The sequence below is a fragment of the Actinoplanes sp. NPDC049802 genome (assembly GCF_040656595.1).
GTDB lineage: Bacteria > Actinomycetota > Actinomycetes > Mycobacteriales > Micromonosporaceae > Actinoplanes.
On the sequence record NZ_JBFAMR010000021.1, the window covers coordinates 83,036 to 100,806 of the forward strand.

Here is a 17,771-nt window from a genome sequence, read left to right on the forward strand (position 1 = left end):
CACGAACCGCGGTGACCCGGACAAACCGTGCCCACCCCAGCCGCACAACCCATCCCGGCAACCCGACGACGCCACGAACGACGGTGACCCGGACAAACCACACCCAGCCCAGCCAGGTGACACACATCGCGGCAGCCCGATGACGGTACGGATAGCGGTCACCGGGGCGAGCGGATTCTGCGGGGGCGTGACGGCACTCGCCGCCGCCTCGGCCGGGGCCCACGTGATCTGCCTCGGACGGCGGCCCGGCCCGGTCGGGGAGTTTCGGTATTGGGATGCGGCCGCCCGTACCCCGCCGGATCTGACCGGGACCGACATCGTGCTGCATCTCGCCGCGGCCGTGGGTGACCCACCGCCCGGCCGCGCCGCGGAAGCCGCCTTCCGGGCGGTCAACGTGGACGGCGCCGCCCACCTTCTCGCCGCCGCCGAAAGCCGGAAGACGGTGTGGGTGAGCAGCGCCAGCGTCTACGCCACGGCCGGGCCCGACCCGATTCGCGAAGATCACCCACTGTCCGGGATGACGGCCTACGGCCGGACCAAGGCCGCCGGGGAGCGCTTGGCCCTGGCGGCGGGAGCGGTGGTGCTGCGGCCACGGGCCGTCTACGGTCACGGCGACCCGCATCTGCTGCCGAGGCTGCGGCGGGCGGTGCGCGGCGGGCGGGCTCTGCTGCCCGGCCCGGACGTCCCGCTCAGCCTGACCGCGGTGGAGAACCTCGCCGACGCGTGCCTGGCCGCCGCCGGCCTGCCTGCCGAAGCGGGCTTGCCGAGCGAAGCGGGCCTAACGAGCGAAGCGGGCCTAACGAGCGAAGCGGGCCTAACGAGCGAAGCGGGCCTGCCGGCCGCGGCGGCTCCGGGCCGGCGACACGAGAACCACGCGGGCCGCCCCGACGAGACAGCCATGGGCTGGCCGGCGGGCGCCTACAACATCGCGGACGCCGAGCCGTACCAGCGCGATCAGGTCGTCGAGGCGGTCTGCGGCGTCCCGGTGCGCCACCTGCCGATCCCGCTGGCGACCGCCGCGGCGACCCTGGCGACCGCCATCGCCCACGTCACCGGACTCCCGGCCACCCTCTCTCGGTACGCCGTACAGCAACTGACCAGCGGCGTGATCCTGGACATCAGCCGGGCCCGCGCACAGGGCTGGACACCCCGCCGCACATTGACGGACTTCCTCAGCGAGACCCGCTCAACCAGGACGAGCTGACCGGCTCCGCGGCAAACGCCTCGTTCACCGGCGTCGAGGCAGTCCGCTCAGTCACCCGGTCTTGTACGGCTGGCCGGGAGGGCTGACCCTGCCGACCAAATCACCCGCCTGCCTGCACGCCCGCCGGCCGGGCGGGCGGGAGCGCACAGCGCACAGCGCACAGCGCACAGCGCACAGCGCACAGCGCACAGCGCACAGCGCACAGCGCACAGCGCACCGACGGTGTGCCCCGGGCACCGCTGTGACACTCGTGAGCGACCGCGCAGGGCCCTGCGTGCGTGCCGAATCGCTCGGCCCCGTCTGCCCGCCGGGCGGGCACACACAGCGCACCAACGGTGCGCCTGGCACGCTGGCACGCTGGCACGCTGGCACGCTGGCGTCCCGGCGTCCCGGCGTCCCGGCGTCCCGGCGCCCTGGCGTCCCGGCGCCCTGGCGTCCCGGCGCCCTGGCGTCCCGGCGCCCTGGCGTCCCGGCGCCCTGGCGTCCCGGCACCCTGGCGTCCCGGCGACCCGGCACCCTGGCGTCCCGGCGTCCGGTGGGCGGTGGGCGGAGGGCTGGCGTGCAGAGCGATGTGTCCTCGGAGAACACGACACCCGTAGTGGGTGTGACGACACCCGTTGCGGGTGTCACGTCTGCCGAACACAGATAGCCGAAATCCGTGTCCCGCCTCCCCGAACGGGGACTCGTCTCTGCGTGCGCTGCCAGCCGGTGAACGTGACGGTGATGGCGTGCGACGGCCGGCCGGTGCCGCACGCTGGAATTCACTGGGCAGCGTCAACAGCGATCACCGAGGAGCCATCGCGGGCCGGCCGGGTCGCTTCGCCGGTCTTGGCCAGCGACGAGCACACCGTCCACGCAATGCCGTCCACATGCACAACCACCGCAACGGACGGATCTTCACCGGCCTTGGACCGCCGATCGCCGTCGCCGAACGCCGCCGCCGAACGCCGCCGCCGTTGCCGTCGCCGCCGGTCATCGGAGCCCTGATCCACGTCCGGTCTCCGCTACCCGACACCCACGTCGTGAGGCCTGGCAAAGCAGGGCCGGACCGGACATGCGCTGGTAGCGAGCCTCTATTGATAAGCCAGCAGGGTCTGGGCTGCCTCAACACACTCGAGACAACACCCGCCGCCAGTCAGCCGAACGGTTCCGGTGGGTCAGTGGCGGCGGCTGCGGCGGCCGAACAGGAGTGCCAGGAGACCGCCCAGGACCAGGGCCGCGCCGCCGAAGCCGTACGGCGTCACGTCGGAACCGGTCAGGGCCAGCGCGCCTCCGCCCGTACCGCCGGAGGACGGGGCCGAAGCCGAAGGCGAGGCGGACGGTGACGTGGGAGCCGGCGGTGAGGCGGGGACCTCGGCGGCGGGGACGGCTGGGGCCGGTGAGCTGGAGGTACGGGGGCGCGGGTGCTCGCCGTAGGGTTTGCCGTCGCGGGCCGGGGCCGGGGCGCAGGCCGCCGCCGACAGGTAGCCGAGCGCGACGTCGAGAACGGGGGCGTGCCCGAGTTCGACCTCGATGCGGACGGTGGCCGCCTCGGCGCGCACCTGGCGGCCACCGTTCTGCTGTTTGAGGTCGCCGAGGCTGACCCGGACCCGGAGGGCGGCCGGGTTCCGTTTGCCGATGGCGCCCAGCAGGTCGAGGGAGACGCCGGCGCCGGCGTTCTTGAGCAGGTGCGCGGGCTGACCGGCCATGGTCACCGACAGCACCGCGGGCCGGTAGGTGACCTTGGAGTGGGCCCGGTCGCCGCCCGCGATCACCTCGAGGCGCGGCTGGTTCACCACCTTGATCGAGATCTCCTGTGGGGTGCCGGCGAAGAGGCTCAGGTCGCTGAGGGCGGCGCCGGCCGCGGAGCGTACGCCGATGCGGCCCTTTCCGACGCGGACGAGATCCGTGGCGGTCTGGGCGGATCCGCTGGGGCCGACCCGCAGCAGCCCGGTCCGGCGACGGTCCGCGTGCATGGCGGGGACCGGCCCGGTTCCGTCGAGGAGGGACAGGCCGCCGAGCATGGTGGCCGACCGGGTGAGCGGTCCGGTCTTTCCGCACCGGTACGCCTCGTCCCAGGTCGCCTCGGCAGTGGCTTTGCCGAGTTTCACGGTCGCCAGCCCGGCCGCCTGGAGTTGGGCGAGTTCGGCGGTGACCGGTCCGGTCTGCCCGCTGGGCGCCAGGTGCCGTGCCCCGGTGCTGTCGCCCGGGATGCCGAGGAGCCGGGCGTCGGCGTGCCGCCCACCGGCGACCGTCTTGAACGGCCGGCCCGCGCTGTTCGCGGTGCCGTCGGCGACGGCGAGCCGGACGTCGGCGAGCGCGGGCATGCCTTTCACCAGTGGACCGGGGTCGAGCACCGCGATCCTGACGAGCCCGGCCTCGGCGCGGGCGGTGAAGTCGCCGACGGTGAGGCCGCCGACGGTGCAGCCGCGGGCCGGGGACGCCGGGGCGGCGGCTGTCGCGGGCACTGCCGGGAGGGCGAGCGCGGCGGCCAGCGAGACGGCCCCGGCGGTGGCCGTCACCCGGCCGTTGCGGGCGGCGGGGATGACTGCGGTGCGGCGGCGGGCGATCGGCATGAGAACCCTTCCGGGTGGGGGGAGTTGTCCGATCTCTCATCGCCTGGGGCGGTTTGCGGGCTACGGGGCTCTAGAGCACTCCGCACCATCCGCACGCACCGTCTTATCCGAAATTTCCGGAAAGATGGTTGTTAACTTGTGTATCTCAACGATCGGTGCGGTCCTCCGGATAGGTCGCACCCCCGGAGGATTCCTCGGTGAGCGGTCTCGCCCCGCCCTCCGGCGGTCCGGCCGCCGACTGCCCACCGGCCGCCAGCTCGGGGAACTTGTGATCGAAGGCCGGCCGCTCGGAACGGATCCGCGGCATCCGGTCGAAGTTGCGCAACGGCGGCGGGCTCGACGTCGCCCACTCCAGCGAGTTCCCGTGCCCCCACGGGTCGTCGGCTGTCACCACCCGGCCCACCCGGTACGACTTCCACACGTTGTAGATGAACGGCAGGGTGGCCGCCCCCAGCACGAACGAGCCCACCGTCGAGATCATGTTCAGCGTGGTGAAGCCGTCGCCGGGCAGATAGTCCGCGTACCGCCGGGGCATGCCCTCGTTGCCGACCCAGTGCTGCACCAGGAAGGTGGCGTGGAAGCCGATGAAGGTGAGCCAGAAGTGCACCTTCGCCAGCCGCTCGTCGAGCATCCGGCCGAACATCTTCGGGAACCAGAAATAGATGCCGGAGAAGACCGCGAACACGATCGTCCCGAACAGTACGTAGTGGAAGTGCGCCACCACGAAGTAGCTGTCGGTCACGTGGAAGTCGACCGGCGGCGAGGCGAGCAGCACCCCGGTCAGGCCGCCGAGCAGGAACGTCACCATGAACCCGACGGCGAACAGCATCGGCGACTCGAAGGTCAGCTGACCGCGCCACATCGTCCCGATCCAGACGAAGAACTTCATCCCGGTCGGGATCGCGATCAGGTAGCTGAGCAGGCTGAAGAACGGCAGGAGGACCTGGCCGGTGGCGAACATGTGGTGTGCCCACACGCTCATCGACAGCATGGTGATCAGGATCGTGGCGGCGACCAGCGTCTTGTACCCGAACACCGGCTTGCGGCTGAAGACCGGCACCACCTCGGTGATGATCCCGAAGAACGGCAGCGCGATGATGTAGACCTCGGGATGGCCGAAGAACCAGAACAGGTGCTGCCACAGCATCGGCCCACCGGTGCTGACGTTGAAGACCTGCGCGCCCAGCACCCGGTCGGCGGCGAGCGCGAAGAGGGCGGCCGCCAGGAACGGGAAGACCAGCACCACCAGTACGCTCGTGAGCAGGATGTTCCACGTCATGATCGGCATGCGGAACATGGTCATCCCGGGCGCGCGCAGGCACAGGATCGTGGTGATCATGTTGACCGCGCCGAGGATCGTGCCGACACCGGAGATCGCCAGCCCGACCACCCAGGCGTTGCCGCCCAGACCCGGGGAGTGGTCGGCGGTGCTCAGCGGCGTGTAGGCGGTCCACCCGAAATCCGCGGCGCCACCGGGAAACAGGAAACCCGCGAACGCGATCATGCCGCCGAAGAAGTACAGCCAGTACGCGAACGAGTTGAGCCGTGGGAACGCCACGTCCGGCGCCCCGATCTGGATCGGCACCACGAAGTTGGCGAAGGCGAACACGATCGGCGTCGCGAAGAACAACAGCATGATCGTGCCGTGCATGGTGAACAGCTGGTTGTACTGCTCCGGCGACAGCATCTGCATGCCCGGGCGACCGAGCTCGGCGCGCATCAGCAGCGCCATCAGGCCACCGAGCACGAACCACGCGAACGCGGTGGCCAGATACATGATGCCGATCTGTTTGGCGTCGGTGGTGCGGATGGTCCGGGCCAGCCAGGAACCTCTGACCTGACGCCGCGCCGGCCACGGCCGCGTCTGCACGGGACGCGGGGAAACAGCGGTCATGTGGATGCCCTCCCTGGACCGTTCGTACTCCCCGGCGACCGGGTTGCCAACCCGGGTCACATCCATCAACACGGATCAACCCCCGGGCCGTGCACCATCCGCACATCCCGGCGGCCGCCATCGCCCGGGCGGCTTACCCATCGATCCTCGTTCCACACCCGCCGGTGACATTCGCCTGGCAGCGGCCGGTTGAGCGGGAGTGCCACCCTGACGGCCAGGATGTGGATGCGCGGTTTCGGGGGCCGTCATGCAAATCATCGAAGTCAGCGATTTCGGGGTGCGATCCGCGGTGGTACGGCTGCGGCGCACCGGCACACCGATGTGCTTCGTCGTCTATCCCATGATCCATATGGCGGAGCCGGCGTTCTTCGCCGCGGTGTCCCGGCGGCTCCGGACCGCTGACGTGATCGTCACCGAGGGGATCGGCGGTGACGGCGGGTTCTCGCTCCTGGGACGCGCCCTGACACTCAGCTATGCGGTGCTGCGGTTCAACCGGCGGGCCGGGCTGGTCCGGCAGGAGATCGATTACGGGTCGTCGGGCGCCGACATCGTGCGCCCGGACGCGACGACGGCCGAGTTCACGGCCGGCTGGCGGCGGGCACCCCTCAAACAGCGGCTGTACGTCTGGATGGCGCTGCCCGTCGTGATGGTGGTGCGGCTGTTCGGCGGCGCCCGTACCGTCTGGTCCCGCGCCCTGGAACTCAACGACCTGCCCACGCCGCTCGACGAGGCGTTCGCCGAACAGCAACCGCACCTGCACGACGCCCTCGTCGGCGACCGCGACGCGATGCTGCTGCAAGCCCTCTACCGCCTCCACGAGGAACGGTGCGACGAGCAGATCGAGGTCGCCGTCGTCTACGGCGCGGGCCACGTGCCCGCCATCGTCCACGGCCTGATCAGGTACGGCTACCGGCCCCGCTCGGCGGACTGGCTCACCGTCGCCACCCTCTGCTGACCCGCCCACGGTGCGCCGCCTGCGGGTGTATCCGTTCTCAGGCGGCGATGCGTGTCCGGCTGGTCGTGGGGCATCCTCTCCGAGCGCTCGAGGCAGCACCCACGACCAGCCACAACCGCCCCGGGACCGTACGGCTGGCGCTGGGCGCCACCCCAACAGCACCGACCCTGCTGGCTTGTCAATGAAGGCTCGCTACCAGGGCATATCCGATCCGGCCCTGCTTTGCCATGCCTCACGACGCGGGTGCCGGGTAGCGAAAACCGGACCTGGATCAGGGATTCGATGACCGGCGACGCCGACGGCGATCGGCGGGCTAAGGCCGGTGAAGACTCGTCCGTTGCGGTGGTTGCGCATGTAGACGGCATGGCGTGAACGGTGTGCTCGTCGCTGGGCAGGACCGGCGAAGCGACCCGGCCGGCCGGTGATGGCTCCCGGCGACCGCCGCTGACGCTGCCCCGTGGACTCCAGCGTGTGGCATCGGCCGGCCGCTACTCAGAACCACCGCCACGTTCACCGGTTGGCAGCGCACGCAGGAACGGATCCCCGTCCGGGGAGACGCGGGACACGGATCTCGGCTATCTGTGTTCCGCAGACGTGACACCCGCAACGGGTGTCGTCACACCCACTACGGGTGTCACGTTCTCCGAGCGCACATCGCCCCGCACGCCGGCCCTCCGCCCACCGGACGCCAGAACGCCAGGACACCAGGACGCCAGGACGCCAGGACGCCAGGACGCCAGGACGCCAGGACGCCAGGACGCCAGGACGCCAGGACGATAAGGCGACAGGGCGACAGGGCGCGCAGTCGGTGCGCTGTGGGCGCCTGCCCGGCGGGCAGACCGGGCCGAGCAATTCGGCACGCACGCAGGGCCCTGCGCGGCCGCTCACGAGCGTCACAGCGGTACTCGGGGCACACCGTCGGTGCGCTGTGCGCTGCCCGGCGGGCGTGCAGGCGGGCGGGCGGGCCGGGTGATCTGGCCAGCAGGGTCAGCACCCACAACCAGCCGAACAAGACCGGCCGGCGAACCCCGGCCCAGCAGACCGTCAGGGCGACCGGCCATCAGCGGACGGCGCGGTCCAGTCGGGCGGGTCGGCGGGATGCAGGTGCGGATCGTCGACGGCGAAGGTCCGGACCGGGCCCGGAGGGGTGTGTGGGCCTTCGAAACGGACAGTGACCCGGCCCAGCCCGCTCCCCCACACCCAGCCGGCGCCGTGATCGTCATGCCGGACGTCCTGCCCGGGCCGCCAGAGCGGCGCCGGGTTCACCGTCTCGCCCGGGCCGATGACGAGGTCATCGGTCGCGGACGGGTCCTTGCCGATCAGGTCAACAGGACGGGAGGCGAACCTCCCGGGCACGGCCAGATCAGTGGAACGGGAAGCCAAATCCCCGGACACGGCCAGATCAGCGGCGGGCGGGGGTGGGGAATCGGTGCGGCCGACAGTAGTGGGCGAGGTGAGGTCCAGGGCGCCATCGGACGAAGCGGCGGGCGGCTGGGCGTCGGCGTCGGCGTCGGCGAGAGAGCGGGTCGCCGGGGCGGCTGCCGGACCGGTCGGGGCGGTACGGAGGTCCGCCGCGGAGGAAAGGTCGGCCGCGGACAAGCGGTCCGCCGCGGAGAACAGGTCCGCCGTGGAGAACAGGTCCGCCGTGGAGAACAGGTCGTCCTGGGCGAAGTCGGCCAGGGTGGAGACGCCCACGCCGAGCAGTCGCACGCCGCCGGAGGTGTTGACCTCGGCCAGGAGGCGGCGGGCCAGCTGGGCCAGCAGGCGGCCGTCATCGGTGGGCTGGTCGCGGGTGAACGCACGGGTCACCGTCGTGAAATCCGGGGAGCGGACCTTGATGTTGACGGTCCGGCCGGTGAGGCCGCTGCTGCGGAGGCGTCCGGCGACGCGGGCGGACAGCAGGTCGAGCTCGCGGTTGAGCCGGACCGGATCGGTGAGGTCGACGTCGAAGGTCTCCTCGGCCGACACCGACTTGGCCTCGCGCTCGCTGATGACGGGGCGGCTGTCGTCGGCGCGGGCGAGCCGGTGGAGGCCGGTGCCGTGGGCGGTGCCGAACCAGTCGACGAGGTCGTCCAGCGGGACGGCGGCCAGGTCGCCGACGGTGCGGACGCCGGATCGGTGCAGGCGCTGCTCGGTGGCGGGGCCGACACCGCCGAGCCATTTGACCGGCAGCGGGTGCAGGAAGGCCAGCTCCTCGCCGGGGGCGACGACGGTGAGCCCGTCCGGTTTGTGCAGGTCGGAGCCGATCTTGGCGAGGAGTTTGCTGGAGGCCGCGCCGATGGAGCCGGTGACACCGCCGGTGGCCTCGGCGATCTCCGCCTTGAGCCGGAGGGCGAGCTCGGTGACGGCGGGCGGGCTGAGGTCGTGGTCACCGGCGGCAAGGTCGACGAACGCCTCGTCGATGGAGACCTGCTCGACCAGCGGGGACACGCCGTGCAGCAGCTCCATGACGACGGTGCTGGTCCTCTTGTACGCCGCGAACCGTGGCGACAGATAGGCGGTGCCGGGTGGGCAGAGCCGCCGGGCCTGGGCCATCGGCATGGCTGAGCGGGCGCCGTAGGCGCGAGCCTCGTAGGAGGCGGTGGACACCACGCCGCGGCCGGCCACGCCGCCGACGATCACCGGCTTTCCGCGCAGCGAGACCTTGTCGCGCTGCTCGACCGCGGCGAACATCGCGTCGAGGTCGACGTGCAGGATGCTCGGCTCCGCCCTCACGGTCGCAGACTATGCGCCGGGTACGACATCCCCGCCGGTCCCGGGGAAACGGGCCGGCGGCGGCCGGGAACGGCGGGACGCGATCACGCGGCCCGAAAACGGCAGGACACAGGACGCGATCACGGGACCGAGTAGGCCGGGACGCCGGGACGCCGGGAGGCCGGGAGGCCGGGACGCGATCACGCGGCCCCGAAACGGCGGGACACGGGACACGATCACGCGGCCCGGAAACGCCGGGACTTCGGGACGCGATCAGGTCGCCGGGAACCGCCACGGCGACCGCCGAGACGAGCGGGCGCCGGCTCTCTCCGGACATGGGGATCTCCTCTCACGGAAGGTGGCGGAGAGTAGATGCCGCGGCATGGGAGCGATAACAAAAACTCGCGAAGGTCGGCTTTACAGCTTTCAAAAGCCTGTGTCACGATACGGCTCGATCACGAGCAGTCGCACATCGCCGCAGCTAGCGGGCACGAACTCGATCAAGGGTAGGCACGAACTCCGATATCCGCCGGCATGCCGGGCACCACTGCGAAGAGAGAAGCGAGACGGTGACGGAGAGTGATACTGCATTCGCGCACGACATAGCGGACCTCGTTCGCGAAGCCCAGCGCGGCCGTGCCGCCGCCCGGGATCAGCTGATCACCGGGCATCTCTCGCTGATCTACAACATCATCGGCCGGGCGCTGAACGGTCATCCGGACGTCGACGATCTGGTGCAGGACACCATGCTCCAGGCCATCAACGGCCTGGGTTCCCTCCGCGATCCTGACCGTTTCCGGTCATGGCTGGTGGCGATCGCGTACCGCCGGGTCCAGATGCATCTGCGCTCGCGCAAGATGACCCTGATGCGCCACCATCCGGAGCCGGTGGACGTGCCGGACCCGGTCGGTGACTTCGCCGAGCGCACCACCGCCGAGCTGGTCGTGGCCGAGCAGCGGCGGGAGCTGGCCGAGGCGACACGCTGGCTGGAGGACCGGGACCGGGAGCTGCTCGGGCTCTGGTGGCAGGAGGCCCGTGGCGATCTGTCCCGGGCCGAGCTGGCCGCCGCCCTGGACCTGAGCCCGAAGCACGCCGCGGTCAAGGTGCAGCGGATGAAGGCGCAGCTGGACCTGTCCCGCGGGGTGGTTCGCGCGTTGCGGGCCAAGCCGATGTGTCCCGAGCTGCGGCAGACCATCCGGTTCTGGGACGGTGGCGCCGACTCGGTGTGGCGCAAGCGACTGGCCCGGCACGTGCGGGACTGCCCGAACTGCCGCGTCCACCAGGCCGGCATGGTCTCGCCGGAGCGGCTGCTGCTGGGTGTCGCGGCGCTGCCGGTGCCGGTCGCGCTGTGGGCCGGGATCCAGGCCGCGGCCACCGGCGGGGCGGCGGTCGCGCCGTCCGCGCTGTCCGGCGTCTCGCTGGTCGCGCACGTGCAGTCGCTCGCCTCGCACAAGGGCCTGGTGGCGGCCGCGGTCGCCGCGACGGTCGCGGTGGGTGGCGGCATGACCTACGCCGTGGTGTACGAGCCGGAGCGTCCCGCCGCGGTCGGCCCGGCGCTGACCATCACCGCCTCCCCGCCGGTCTCCGTCCCGGCCCGGCCCACCGGCGGCGCCGGCCCCGCGAGCGCCGCGCCGTCGGCGAAGGCGAGCGCCACCGCGCGCCCGGTCACCGGCCTGGGCGTGGCGAAGGCGGACATCTACGTGGCGCCGGGCGGCTCGGACGACGGCGACGGCAGCCTGGCTCGCCCGTACGCCTCGATCGCGAAGGCCGCCGCGGTGGTGAGGCCGGGTCAGACGATCGCGTTGCGTGGCGGCACCTACCGCCCCACAAGTCCGATCTCGATCACCACGAGCGGCACCGCCGGGCAGCGCGTGACGATCAGCGGCTACGGCGGCGAGCGGGCCGTCATCGACGCCTCGGCGATCCCGGCCGACCAGTGGGCGATCACTCAGCAGGCGTCCTACTGGACACTGCGCGATCTGGAGATCACCGGCGCCCGCAACGCCGCCTACACCTGCCGGGCCTGCACGAACAACGTCTACCAGCGGCTGTCGGTGCACGACAACGCCGGTTCCGGGCTGATGCTGCGCGACGACGGGACGGCCGCCAACCGGGTGCTGGACAGCGACTTCTACGCCAACCGGGGCTCCGGGCTGGCGGTGCAGTTCGGTGCCGGCGACGGCAACCAGCTGCGCGGCAACCGGGCGTTCCGCAACGGTGGCGACGGCATCAACCTGGGCGATTTCCGGAGCCGGGTCTCGGTGCAGTACAACTGGTCGTACGCCAACGGGGCGAACGGTCTCGCGGTCGGCGGCGGGACCGGGGTGCGCGCGGCGCACCAGGTCCGGCACAACGCGGCCTGGGGCAACAACGGCCACGGCTTCGTCGACGAGGGCAACACCGGGGCGATCGAGCTGGGCAACAACACGGCGTTCCGCAACACCGGCCTGGGCTTCGCGATCACCACCGCCCCGGCGGTGCTGCGCAACAACGCGGCGATCGGCAACGGCCAGGGGGAGCAGGGGCTGTCCGCGTCCGCCAAGCCGAACAACAACAGCTGGCAGGTGCCCGGCTTCGCCGAGGAGTCGTTCCGTTCGGTGGATCCGCGGGTCGCCGAGGGCGCCCGGACGGGGTCCGCCGAGCTGCCCGGCACCGACTATCTGACCACGTCGAACGGGATCGGGGCCTCGATGGCGGGGTCCTAAAACGGATGGCCCTCGATCGGGGGCGCGGCCACACTGTCCGGCATGCACTCCGCGATCACGGTCACCCCCGCCCAGCTGCCCGGCCTGCTGCTCCACGTGGCCGTCGTGCGGCCGGTCTTCGTGTGGGGCGCGCCCGGGATCGGCAAGAGCTCGCTGGTCCGTGACTTCGCCGCCTCGCTGGGGCTGCCGTGCGTCACGCTCGTCGGCACCCAACTGGCCGCCGAGGACCTGATCGGAGTCCCGGAGCTGCGGGACGGGCGCAGCCGGTTCGCGCCGCCCGAGTCGATCGCCCGCGACGAGCCGTACTGCCTGTTCCTGGACGAGCTGAACGCGTCGAGCCCGGAGGTGCAGAAGGCGTTCTACTCGCTGATCCTGGACCGCCGGATCGGCGACTACGAGCTGCCCGCCGGGTCCATCGTGATCGGCGCCGGCAACCGTTCCAGCGACAACGCGCTGGCCCGCCCGATGGCGTCGGCGCTGGTCAACCGCCTGGTTCACGTCCACCTGCGAGCATCCTGGGCGGACTGGCTGGAGTGGGCCACGGACACCGGCATCCACCGCTGGGTGACCGGCTATCTGACCGAGCGCCCGGATCACCTGTGGTCCGCGCCGCCCAAGGTGGAGGAGGCGTTCTCCACGCCGCGCAGCTGGCACATGCTCTCCGACGCGCTGTCCTCCTACGGCGACGGCATCAGCGAACAGATTCTCACCCTGCTCGCGGCGGGCACGCTCAGCCCGGCGCACGCCACCGCCTTCGGCGGCTACGTTAAGATCATCCGGCATCGGTACGGGCTGGACGCGATCGTCCGCGGTGATGCCGGCTGGCCGTCCGCGCCGTCCGACCGGGACCTGCTGTACTTCCTCGCCGAGGCGTTCCGCGCCCGGCTGGTCAAGGACCTGCCGGCGAGCAAGACGCACGCGTCCGCCAACGTGCGCCAGTTCGCCCACCGGGCCAAGGCGATGCTCGTCGAGCTGGCCGAACTGTCGCTGGAGTGCGGCCGGCTGGTGATCGCGCCGGACCCGGACGGCAACCCGGTGCTGCCCGGCTGGTTCCTGGTCGAGGTGAGCCGCGATCTGCCGCGCCTGGTCGCGGCCCGGGCCTGAGATGGTCCGCCACGCGCCGCAGCCGGAGTCCGATCCGAACACGCTCGCCTGCCACCAGGCCTGGCGGGAGCTGGCCGGGCATCCGCTGTTCGCGCCGATGACGCACGGCGGCGGATACCCGCGCCGGGACGCCTGCCTCGAACTGGTCGGCGCGCCGGTCCCGGGCATCGCCCGCGTCGGGGTGAACGGCCGGATCACGGCGAGCCGGTCCCGGCGGCTGGAGGCGGACGAGTGGCGCTGGGTGCTCGCCCACTGCCTGCTCCACCTCGGCTTCGGCCACCTCGATCCGGAGGCTCGCGACGACGCCGCGCATCAGGCGGCGGCCTGCGTGGCGGTGGCCCGGTTCCAGCGTGCAGTGAAGCTGGGCCGCGAGCCGGATCCGCTGCCGCACCCGCTGCCGTCGGCCGAGGAGGCCGCACTGGCCGCCCGCTGGCGCCGTGAGGGCGTGCCGCCGGATCTGGCCGGGCCGCCGGATCTGGACCGCACCCCGGTCCGGTTCCGGCCCGGGACGGAGCCGTCCTGGCCGGAGCGGTTCGCGCTGGGGCTGTCGGCCGCCGCCACGGCCGGGGTGGAGGTGGCCGGCGGCGCCCGCGAGTCGATCACCGACAGCCCGGTCAGCCGGGGGCCGTACGGGCGGGCGATGAGCTGGTTCATCGGTTCGTACCCGCTGCTCGGCGGGGTGGCGGCCGGCTTCACGCTGGTCGCCGACGGTGTGCTGGCACAGAGTCAGGGCATCTCGATCGCGGCGGTGTCGGCCGAGGCGGGCGAGATCTACGTGAACCCGTGGCGGTCGCTGAGCGAGCCGGAGTGGCGGTTCGTGCTGGCCCACGAACTGCTGCACGTCGCGCTCCGGCATGCCGACCGGGTGGGCGGCCGCGACCCGTACCTGTGGAATGTGGCCTGCGACTTCGTGATCAACGGCTGGCTCGTGGAGATGGGTGTCGGGGTGCTGCCGGACGGGGCGCTTCACGACCCCGGGTTCGCCGGCGCCTCCGCCGAGGCGGTGTACGACCGGATCGCCGGGGACCTGCGCCGGATGCGCCGGCTGGGTACGCTGCGCGGGCCGGGCGCCGGGGACATGCTGGGCGAGCCGCTGCCCTGGGCCGGGCGGCGCGCCGGCGGCGTGGACCTGGACGAGTACTGCCGTCGCGCGCTGTTGACCGGGTTCGCGTACCACCAGAGCAGCGGCCGTGGGGAGTTGCCGTCCGGGCTGGTCGCCGAGATCCGGGTGCTGGAGCAGCCGCCGCTGCCGTGGGACGTGCGGCTGGCGCGGTGGTTCGACGAGCACGTGCCGGCCGTCGAGCCGGTCCGCACGTACGCCCGCCCGTCCCGTCGTCAGGCGGCCACTCCGGACATCCCGCGCCCGGGCCGCCGCTACCCCGAGGAGCTGCTGCGGAGGCACACGTTCGGGGTGGTGGTGGACACCTCCGGCTCGATGAGCCACCGGTCGCTGAGCAAGGCGCTGGGTGCGATCGCGTCGTACGCCACCGCCCGCGACGTGCCGGCCGCACGTGTGGTGTTCTGCGACGCGGCCGCCTACGACGCCGGTTACCTGCCGGTCGACGGGATCGCCGGCCGGGTGCGGGTGCGCGGCCGTGGCGGCACCGTCCTCCAGCCCGCGATCAACCTGCTGGAACGCGCCGAGGACTTCCCCCGCGAGGGGCCGATCCTGGTGATCACCGACGGGGAGTGCGACGTGCTGCGGATCCGCCGCCCGCACGCCTACCTGATGCCGCACGGCGCCCGGCTGCCGTTCACTCCGCGCGGCGAGGTCTTCAGTCTGCGCTGAGGCCGTCCGGGATCCGGTAGTCCGGGTAGGGCTCCACTTCGGGGGCCCGCTCGGGGCCACCGGCCGCGGTGGCCCGCAGCAGCAGGGAGGTGCCGTCGGTGGCGACGACACGGATGCCCCGGGGCGCCTTGCCGCGCTCGCCGTCCGGGCCGAGGTTCGCCAGCGCGACGAGCTGCCAGGAGCGGAAGGCGGCCGGGCGGGCGGCCTCCAGCAGCCGCACGGCCAGGACCAGGGCCCGGTCCGGCCGCCGTCGCGCCGGCGGGGGCGGCACGCCGGGCACGGGCAGGTCGGTCTCTCCCGGCCACACCGCGCCCCAGAGGTACGCGAGAGCGCCGTCGGCGTACCGGATCCGGACGCCGGCCGGTGACGGGCCGCCGGGGGCGGTGTCCGAGCCGAAGCGTTCCACCGCCTCGATCTCCGGGTGGGCGGCGGCCCGGAACAGCGCCTCGAAAACGTCGAGGACCTGGGCGAGCTGCAACGGAGTGCTCCGATCGTCAAGGCTTCGACCGGAGTCAACCGCCTTTCGGACCGGCCCCGCCGCCCGCGCTGTGCGACGCGCGGTAGGTTTCCGGCATGGCTCGCGTACGTGCCGCACTGTATTTGGACTTCGACAACGTGTTCAGCGCCCTCATCAGGCAGGACCCGGATGTCGCGATCCAGTTCGCCGAGGAGCCGGGCGCCTGGCTGTCCCGGTTGACCACGTCGTTGACCGTGGAGGGTCCCCGGCGCTGGCTGATTCTGCGGTGCTACATGAATCCGGGCGGCTGGGTGCCGCATCCCGATCCGGGCGCCGGGACACAGCGGCTCTACTACTCGCGCTTCCGGCCGTACTTCGTGAACGCCGGCTTCGAGGTGATCGACTGCCCGCGGCTGACCCACACGAAGAACGCCGCCGACATCCGGATGGTGGTCGACGCGGTGGACGCGCTCGGCGACCCGGTGCAGCACGACGAGTTCGTGATCGCGTCCGGCGACTCGGACATGACGCCGCTGCTGGTGCGGCTGCGGCGGGCCGACCGGCGGACCACGATCGTCTCCCCGGCGGACGCGGCGCTCGCCTTCACCTCGGTCGCCGACCGGCTGATCACCAGCCAGGAGCTGCTGGAGCTGGTGCAGGGCGAGCCGGTGGAGAGCGAGGAGGAGCCGGTGGTGTCGACGCCCGGCGAACCCGAGTCGCCGGCCTCGTTCGACCAGTTCCGGGACCTGGTCACCTGGCGGTTCACGGCCGCGCCGGGCCCGCTCAACCTGGCCTCGCTCGCCCACGACCTGCGCCGTCAGCTGGGCACCGGGGTGGACGAGTCGAACTGGTTCGGTTTCGGGGGCTTCGTCCGGGCGCTGGAGAGCCTGCGGCTGCCGCACGCCCGGTTCTCCAACCATTTCGTGTGGGACGACAGCCGGCACGGGCCGCCGGAGACCGCGGGCGGGGCCGCCTCGGCGCCCGAGCCGGTGGTTCGGCTCAGCGCGCCGCTGGGCCTGCCCCGGCTGCCGCGGGACATGTGGCCGCCGGTCTACCGGGCGCTGGCCGACTACGCCGCCAGCCACCACTTCAACCTGACCGAGGCGACCCGCTGGGCACGGGACGCGCTGGCCGGGCAGGGGGTGGACGTGAGCCGGTCGGCGATCGCGTTCGTCACCCGGGGCACGGCGTTCGGTGGTGCCCCGCTCTACCGGCAGCCGCCGCCGGACGCCGAGGAGATCGCGACGGCGTTCGCCGACAACGTGCTGAACCGGGCCGAGGCGGCCGCCATCGCGTTGACCGACGAGGAGTGCGCCGAGGTCCGTTCCTGGCTCGGCGCGCCCGACCCGAAAGCCTGAACCCACCGTGTTGAGTAACGGCCCGAATCGCACCCCAACCCAACACACCAAAAAAGCGGGCGATCCGGAAGGCCGGACTCAGCGTGTTGAGTAACGGCCCGAAACACACCCCAACTCAACACACCGAAAAGACGGGCGATCCGGAAGGCCGGACTCAGCGTGTGGAGTAACGGCCCGAATCGCACCCCAACTCAACACACCGAAAAGGCGGGCGATCCGGAAGGCCGGACTCAGCGTGTGGAGTAACGGCCCGAATCGCACCCCAACTCAACACACGAAAATGGCGGAAGCTGGGCAGCGTGTTGAGTTGCGGCGCGGGTCGCGCCTCAGCCCGGCACGCGGAACAGGCGCGCGGCGGCCGCCTCCCAGGCGGTGACCAGGTCGATCGTCTCCGGTTCGCGCAGCCACTGGATCTGCAGGCCGTCCATCAGGGCGGCCACCTGGACGGCCAGCTCGCGCGGGTCGGCCACGTCGCCGTCGGACAGGGCGGTGAACTGGTCCAGGGTGCGCCGCTGCCGGGCTTTGAAGTAGGCGTGTGCCGGGTGCCCGGGGGCCAGCGACTCGGCCTCCAGCACCGCGAAGAGCCGGACGATCTCGGGTTGTTCGGCGTTGCGGCGGACCAGTGCCGAGCAGACCTCGGGCAGGGTGACGCGACGCGGCCCCTCGGCCCACAGTTGGTGCACCGGCAGGCCGAGTTTCTCGGCGAGTGAGCGGGCGTCCTCCTCGTCGCGGTATTCCAGGACGGCCACGAGCAGGCTGTCCTTGGAGCCGACGTGGTGCAGCATGCCGGGCACGGTGAGCCCGCAGCCGTCCGCGACGTCCTGCATGGAGAGCCCCCAGAAGCCACGTTCGGCGATCAGTCGCGTGGTCATCTCGAGGATCTGCCGGCGCCGTTCGGCGGCGGGCAACCGGGCGCGGTCACGCCGGAACGGTGAGGAGGTCTGCACAGGTCTTTCCTACCAGCAGCCTCTTGCCGGACCGCCTCTGACCTGGCTATGTTACGGAGTAGTTAATACCTAGTAGGTACTCAGTAAGCAATGGATCAGTGAAGGCGGG

Annotated in this window: 12 protein-coding genes; 6 read left to right on the top strand and 6 right to left on the bottom strand. The window is 72.0% G+C overall.

The window, feature by feature from the left end; all coding sequences use genetic code 11:
• The first annotated feature begins 139 nt into the window (after window positions 1-139).
• Entirely contained in the window at window positions 140-1,204 is a 1,065-nt protein-coding gene (locus AB0I88_RS17100; protein WP_361024562.1) for an NAD-dependent epimerase/dehydratase family protein, read from the top strand.
• 761 nt (window positions 1,205-1,965) lie between these two features.
• Here AB0I88_RS17100 and AB0I88_RS17105 read toward each other — a convergent pair.
• From AB0I88_RS17105 to ctaD, 3 genes are all read right to left on the bottom strand, one after another.
• Entirely contained in the window at window positions 1,966-2,196 is a 231-nt protein-coding gene (locus AB0I88_RS17105) for a hypothetical protein (protein WP_361024565.1), read from the bottom strand.
• 165 nt (window positions 2,197-2,361) lie between these two features.
• The gene (locus tag AB0I88_RS17110) at window positions 2,362-3,759 is read right to left on the bottom strand and encodes a hypothetical protein (protein WP_361024568.1); all 1,398 of its coding nucleotides are present in this window, start codon (window positions 3,757-3,759) and stop codon (window positions 2,362-2,364) included.
• A 145-nt stretch (window positions 3,760-3,904) separates the two neighbouring features.
• Entirely contained in the window at window positions 3,905-5,653 is a 1,749-nt protein-coding gene (gene ctaD / locus AB0I88_RS17115) for a cytochrome c oxidase subunit I (protein WP_361024632.1), read from the bottom strand.
• A gap of 247 nt (window positions 5,654-5,900) precedes the next feature.
• Between ctaD and AB0I88_RS17120 the strand changes: the two genes are divergently transcribed.
• Complete coding sequence (locus tag AB0I88_RS17120; protein ID WP_361024571.1) at window positions 5,901-6,608, top strand: hypothetical protein; 708 nt, start codon at window positions 5,901-5,903, stop codon at window positions 6,606-6,608.
• Window positions 6,609-7,652: 1,044 nt separating this feature from the next.
• On the opposite strand, the gene AB0I88_RS17125 is transcribed toward AB0I88_RS17120, so the two are convergent.
• Window positions 7,653-9,323, bottom strand: a complete 1,671-nt coding sequence (locus AB0I88_RS17125) for a DNA polymerase IV (protein WP_361024574.1) — start codon at window positions 9,321-9,323, stop codon at window positions 7,653-7,655.
• A gap of 548 nt (window positions 9,324-9,871) precedes the next feature.
• Here AB0I88_RS17125 and AB0I88_RS17130 point away from each other — a divergent pair.
• Genes AB0I88_RS17130 through AB0I88_RS17140 form a run of 3 tightly spaced genes read left to right on the top strand, consistent with a single transcriptional unit; the run spans window position 9,872 to window position 14,900 of the window.
• Entirely contained in the window at window positions 9,872-12,007 is a 2,136-nt protein-coding gene (locus tag AB0I88_RS17130) for a sigma-70 family RNA polymerase sigma factor (RefSeq protein ID WP_361024577.1), read from the top strand.
• A 42-nt stretch (window positions 12,008-12,049) separates the two neighbouring features.
• A complete protein-coding gene (locus AB0I88_RS17135) occupies window positions 12,050-13,111 on the top strand; it encodes a MoxR family ATPase (protein WP_361024580.1) in 1,062 nt (353 codons plus the stop codon).
• Window position 13,112: 1 nt separating this feature from the next.
• Window positions 13,113-14,900, top strand: a complete 1,788-nt coding sequence (locus AB0I88_RS17140) for a hypothetical protein (protein WP_361024583.1) — start codon at window positions 13,113-13,115, stop codon at window positions 14,898-14,900.
• Here AB0I88_RS17140 and AB0I88_RS17145 read toward each other — a convergent pair.
• Window positions 14,887-15,378: a hypothetical protein gene (locus tag AB0I88_RS17145; RefSeq protein WP_361024586.1), complete on the bottom strand. Its 492-nt coding sequence runs from the start codon at window positions 15,376-15,378 to the stop codon at window positions 14,887-14,889. The genes AB0I88_RS17140 and AB0I88_RS17145 overlap by 14 nt on opposite strands.
• A gap of 95 nt (window positions 15,379-15,473) precedes the next feature.
• Between AB0I88_RS17145 and AB0I88_RS17150 the strand changes: the two genes are divergently transcribed.
• Window positions 15,474-16,715, top strand: a complete 1,242-nt coding sequence (locus AB0I88_RS17150) for an NYN domain-containing protein (protein WP_361024589.1) — start codon at window positions 15,474-15,476, stop codon at window positions 16,713-16,715.
• 326 nt (window positions 16,716-17,041) lie between these two features.
• Here AB0I88_RS17150 and AB0I88_RS17155 read toward each other — a convergent pair whose 3' ends face one another.
• Complete coding sequence (locus AB0I88_RS17155) at window positions 17,042-17,662, bottom strand: helix-turn-helix domain-containing protein (protein ID WP_361024592.1); 621 nt, start codon at window positions 17,660-17,662, stop codon at window positions 17,042-17,044.
• Window positions 17,663-17,771: the final 109 nt, after the last annotated feature.

Excerpts from the sequence above, each read along its gene's own strand:
- AB0I88_RS17110 (WP_361024568.1), bottom strand. The coding sequence starts at position 3,759 with ATGCCGATCGCCCGCCGCCGCACCGCAGTCATCCCCGCCGCCCGCAAC.
- AB0I88_RS17120 (WP_361024571.1), top strand. The coding sequence starts at position 5,901 with ATGCAAATCATCGAAGTCAGCGATTTCGGGGTGCGATCCGCGGTGGTA.
- AB0I88_RS17100 (WP_361024562.1), top strand. The coding sequence starts at position 140 with ATGACGGTACGGATAGCGGTCACCGGGGCGAGCGGATTCTGCGGGGGC.
- AB0I88_RS17140 (WP_361024583.1), top strand. The coding sequence starts at position 13,113 with ATGGTCCGCCACGCGCCGCAGCCGGAGTCCGATCCGAACACGCTCGCC.
- AB0I88_RS17135 (WP_361024580.1), top strand. The coding sequence starts at position 12,050 with ATGCACTCCGCGATCACGGTCACCCCCGCCCAGCTGCCCGGCCTGCTG.
- ctaD (WP_361024632.1), bottom strand. The coding sequence starts at position 5,653 with ATGACCGCTGTTTCCCCGCGTCCCGTGCAGACGCGGCCGTGGCCGGCG.
- AB0I88_RS17150 (WP_361024589.1), top strand. The coding sequence starts at position 15,474 with ATGGCTCGCGTACGTGCCGCACTGTATTTGGACTTCGACAACGTGTTC.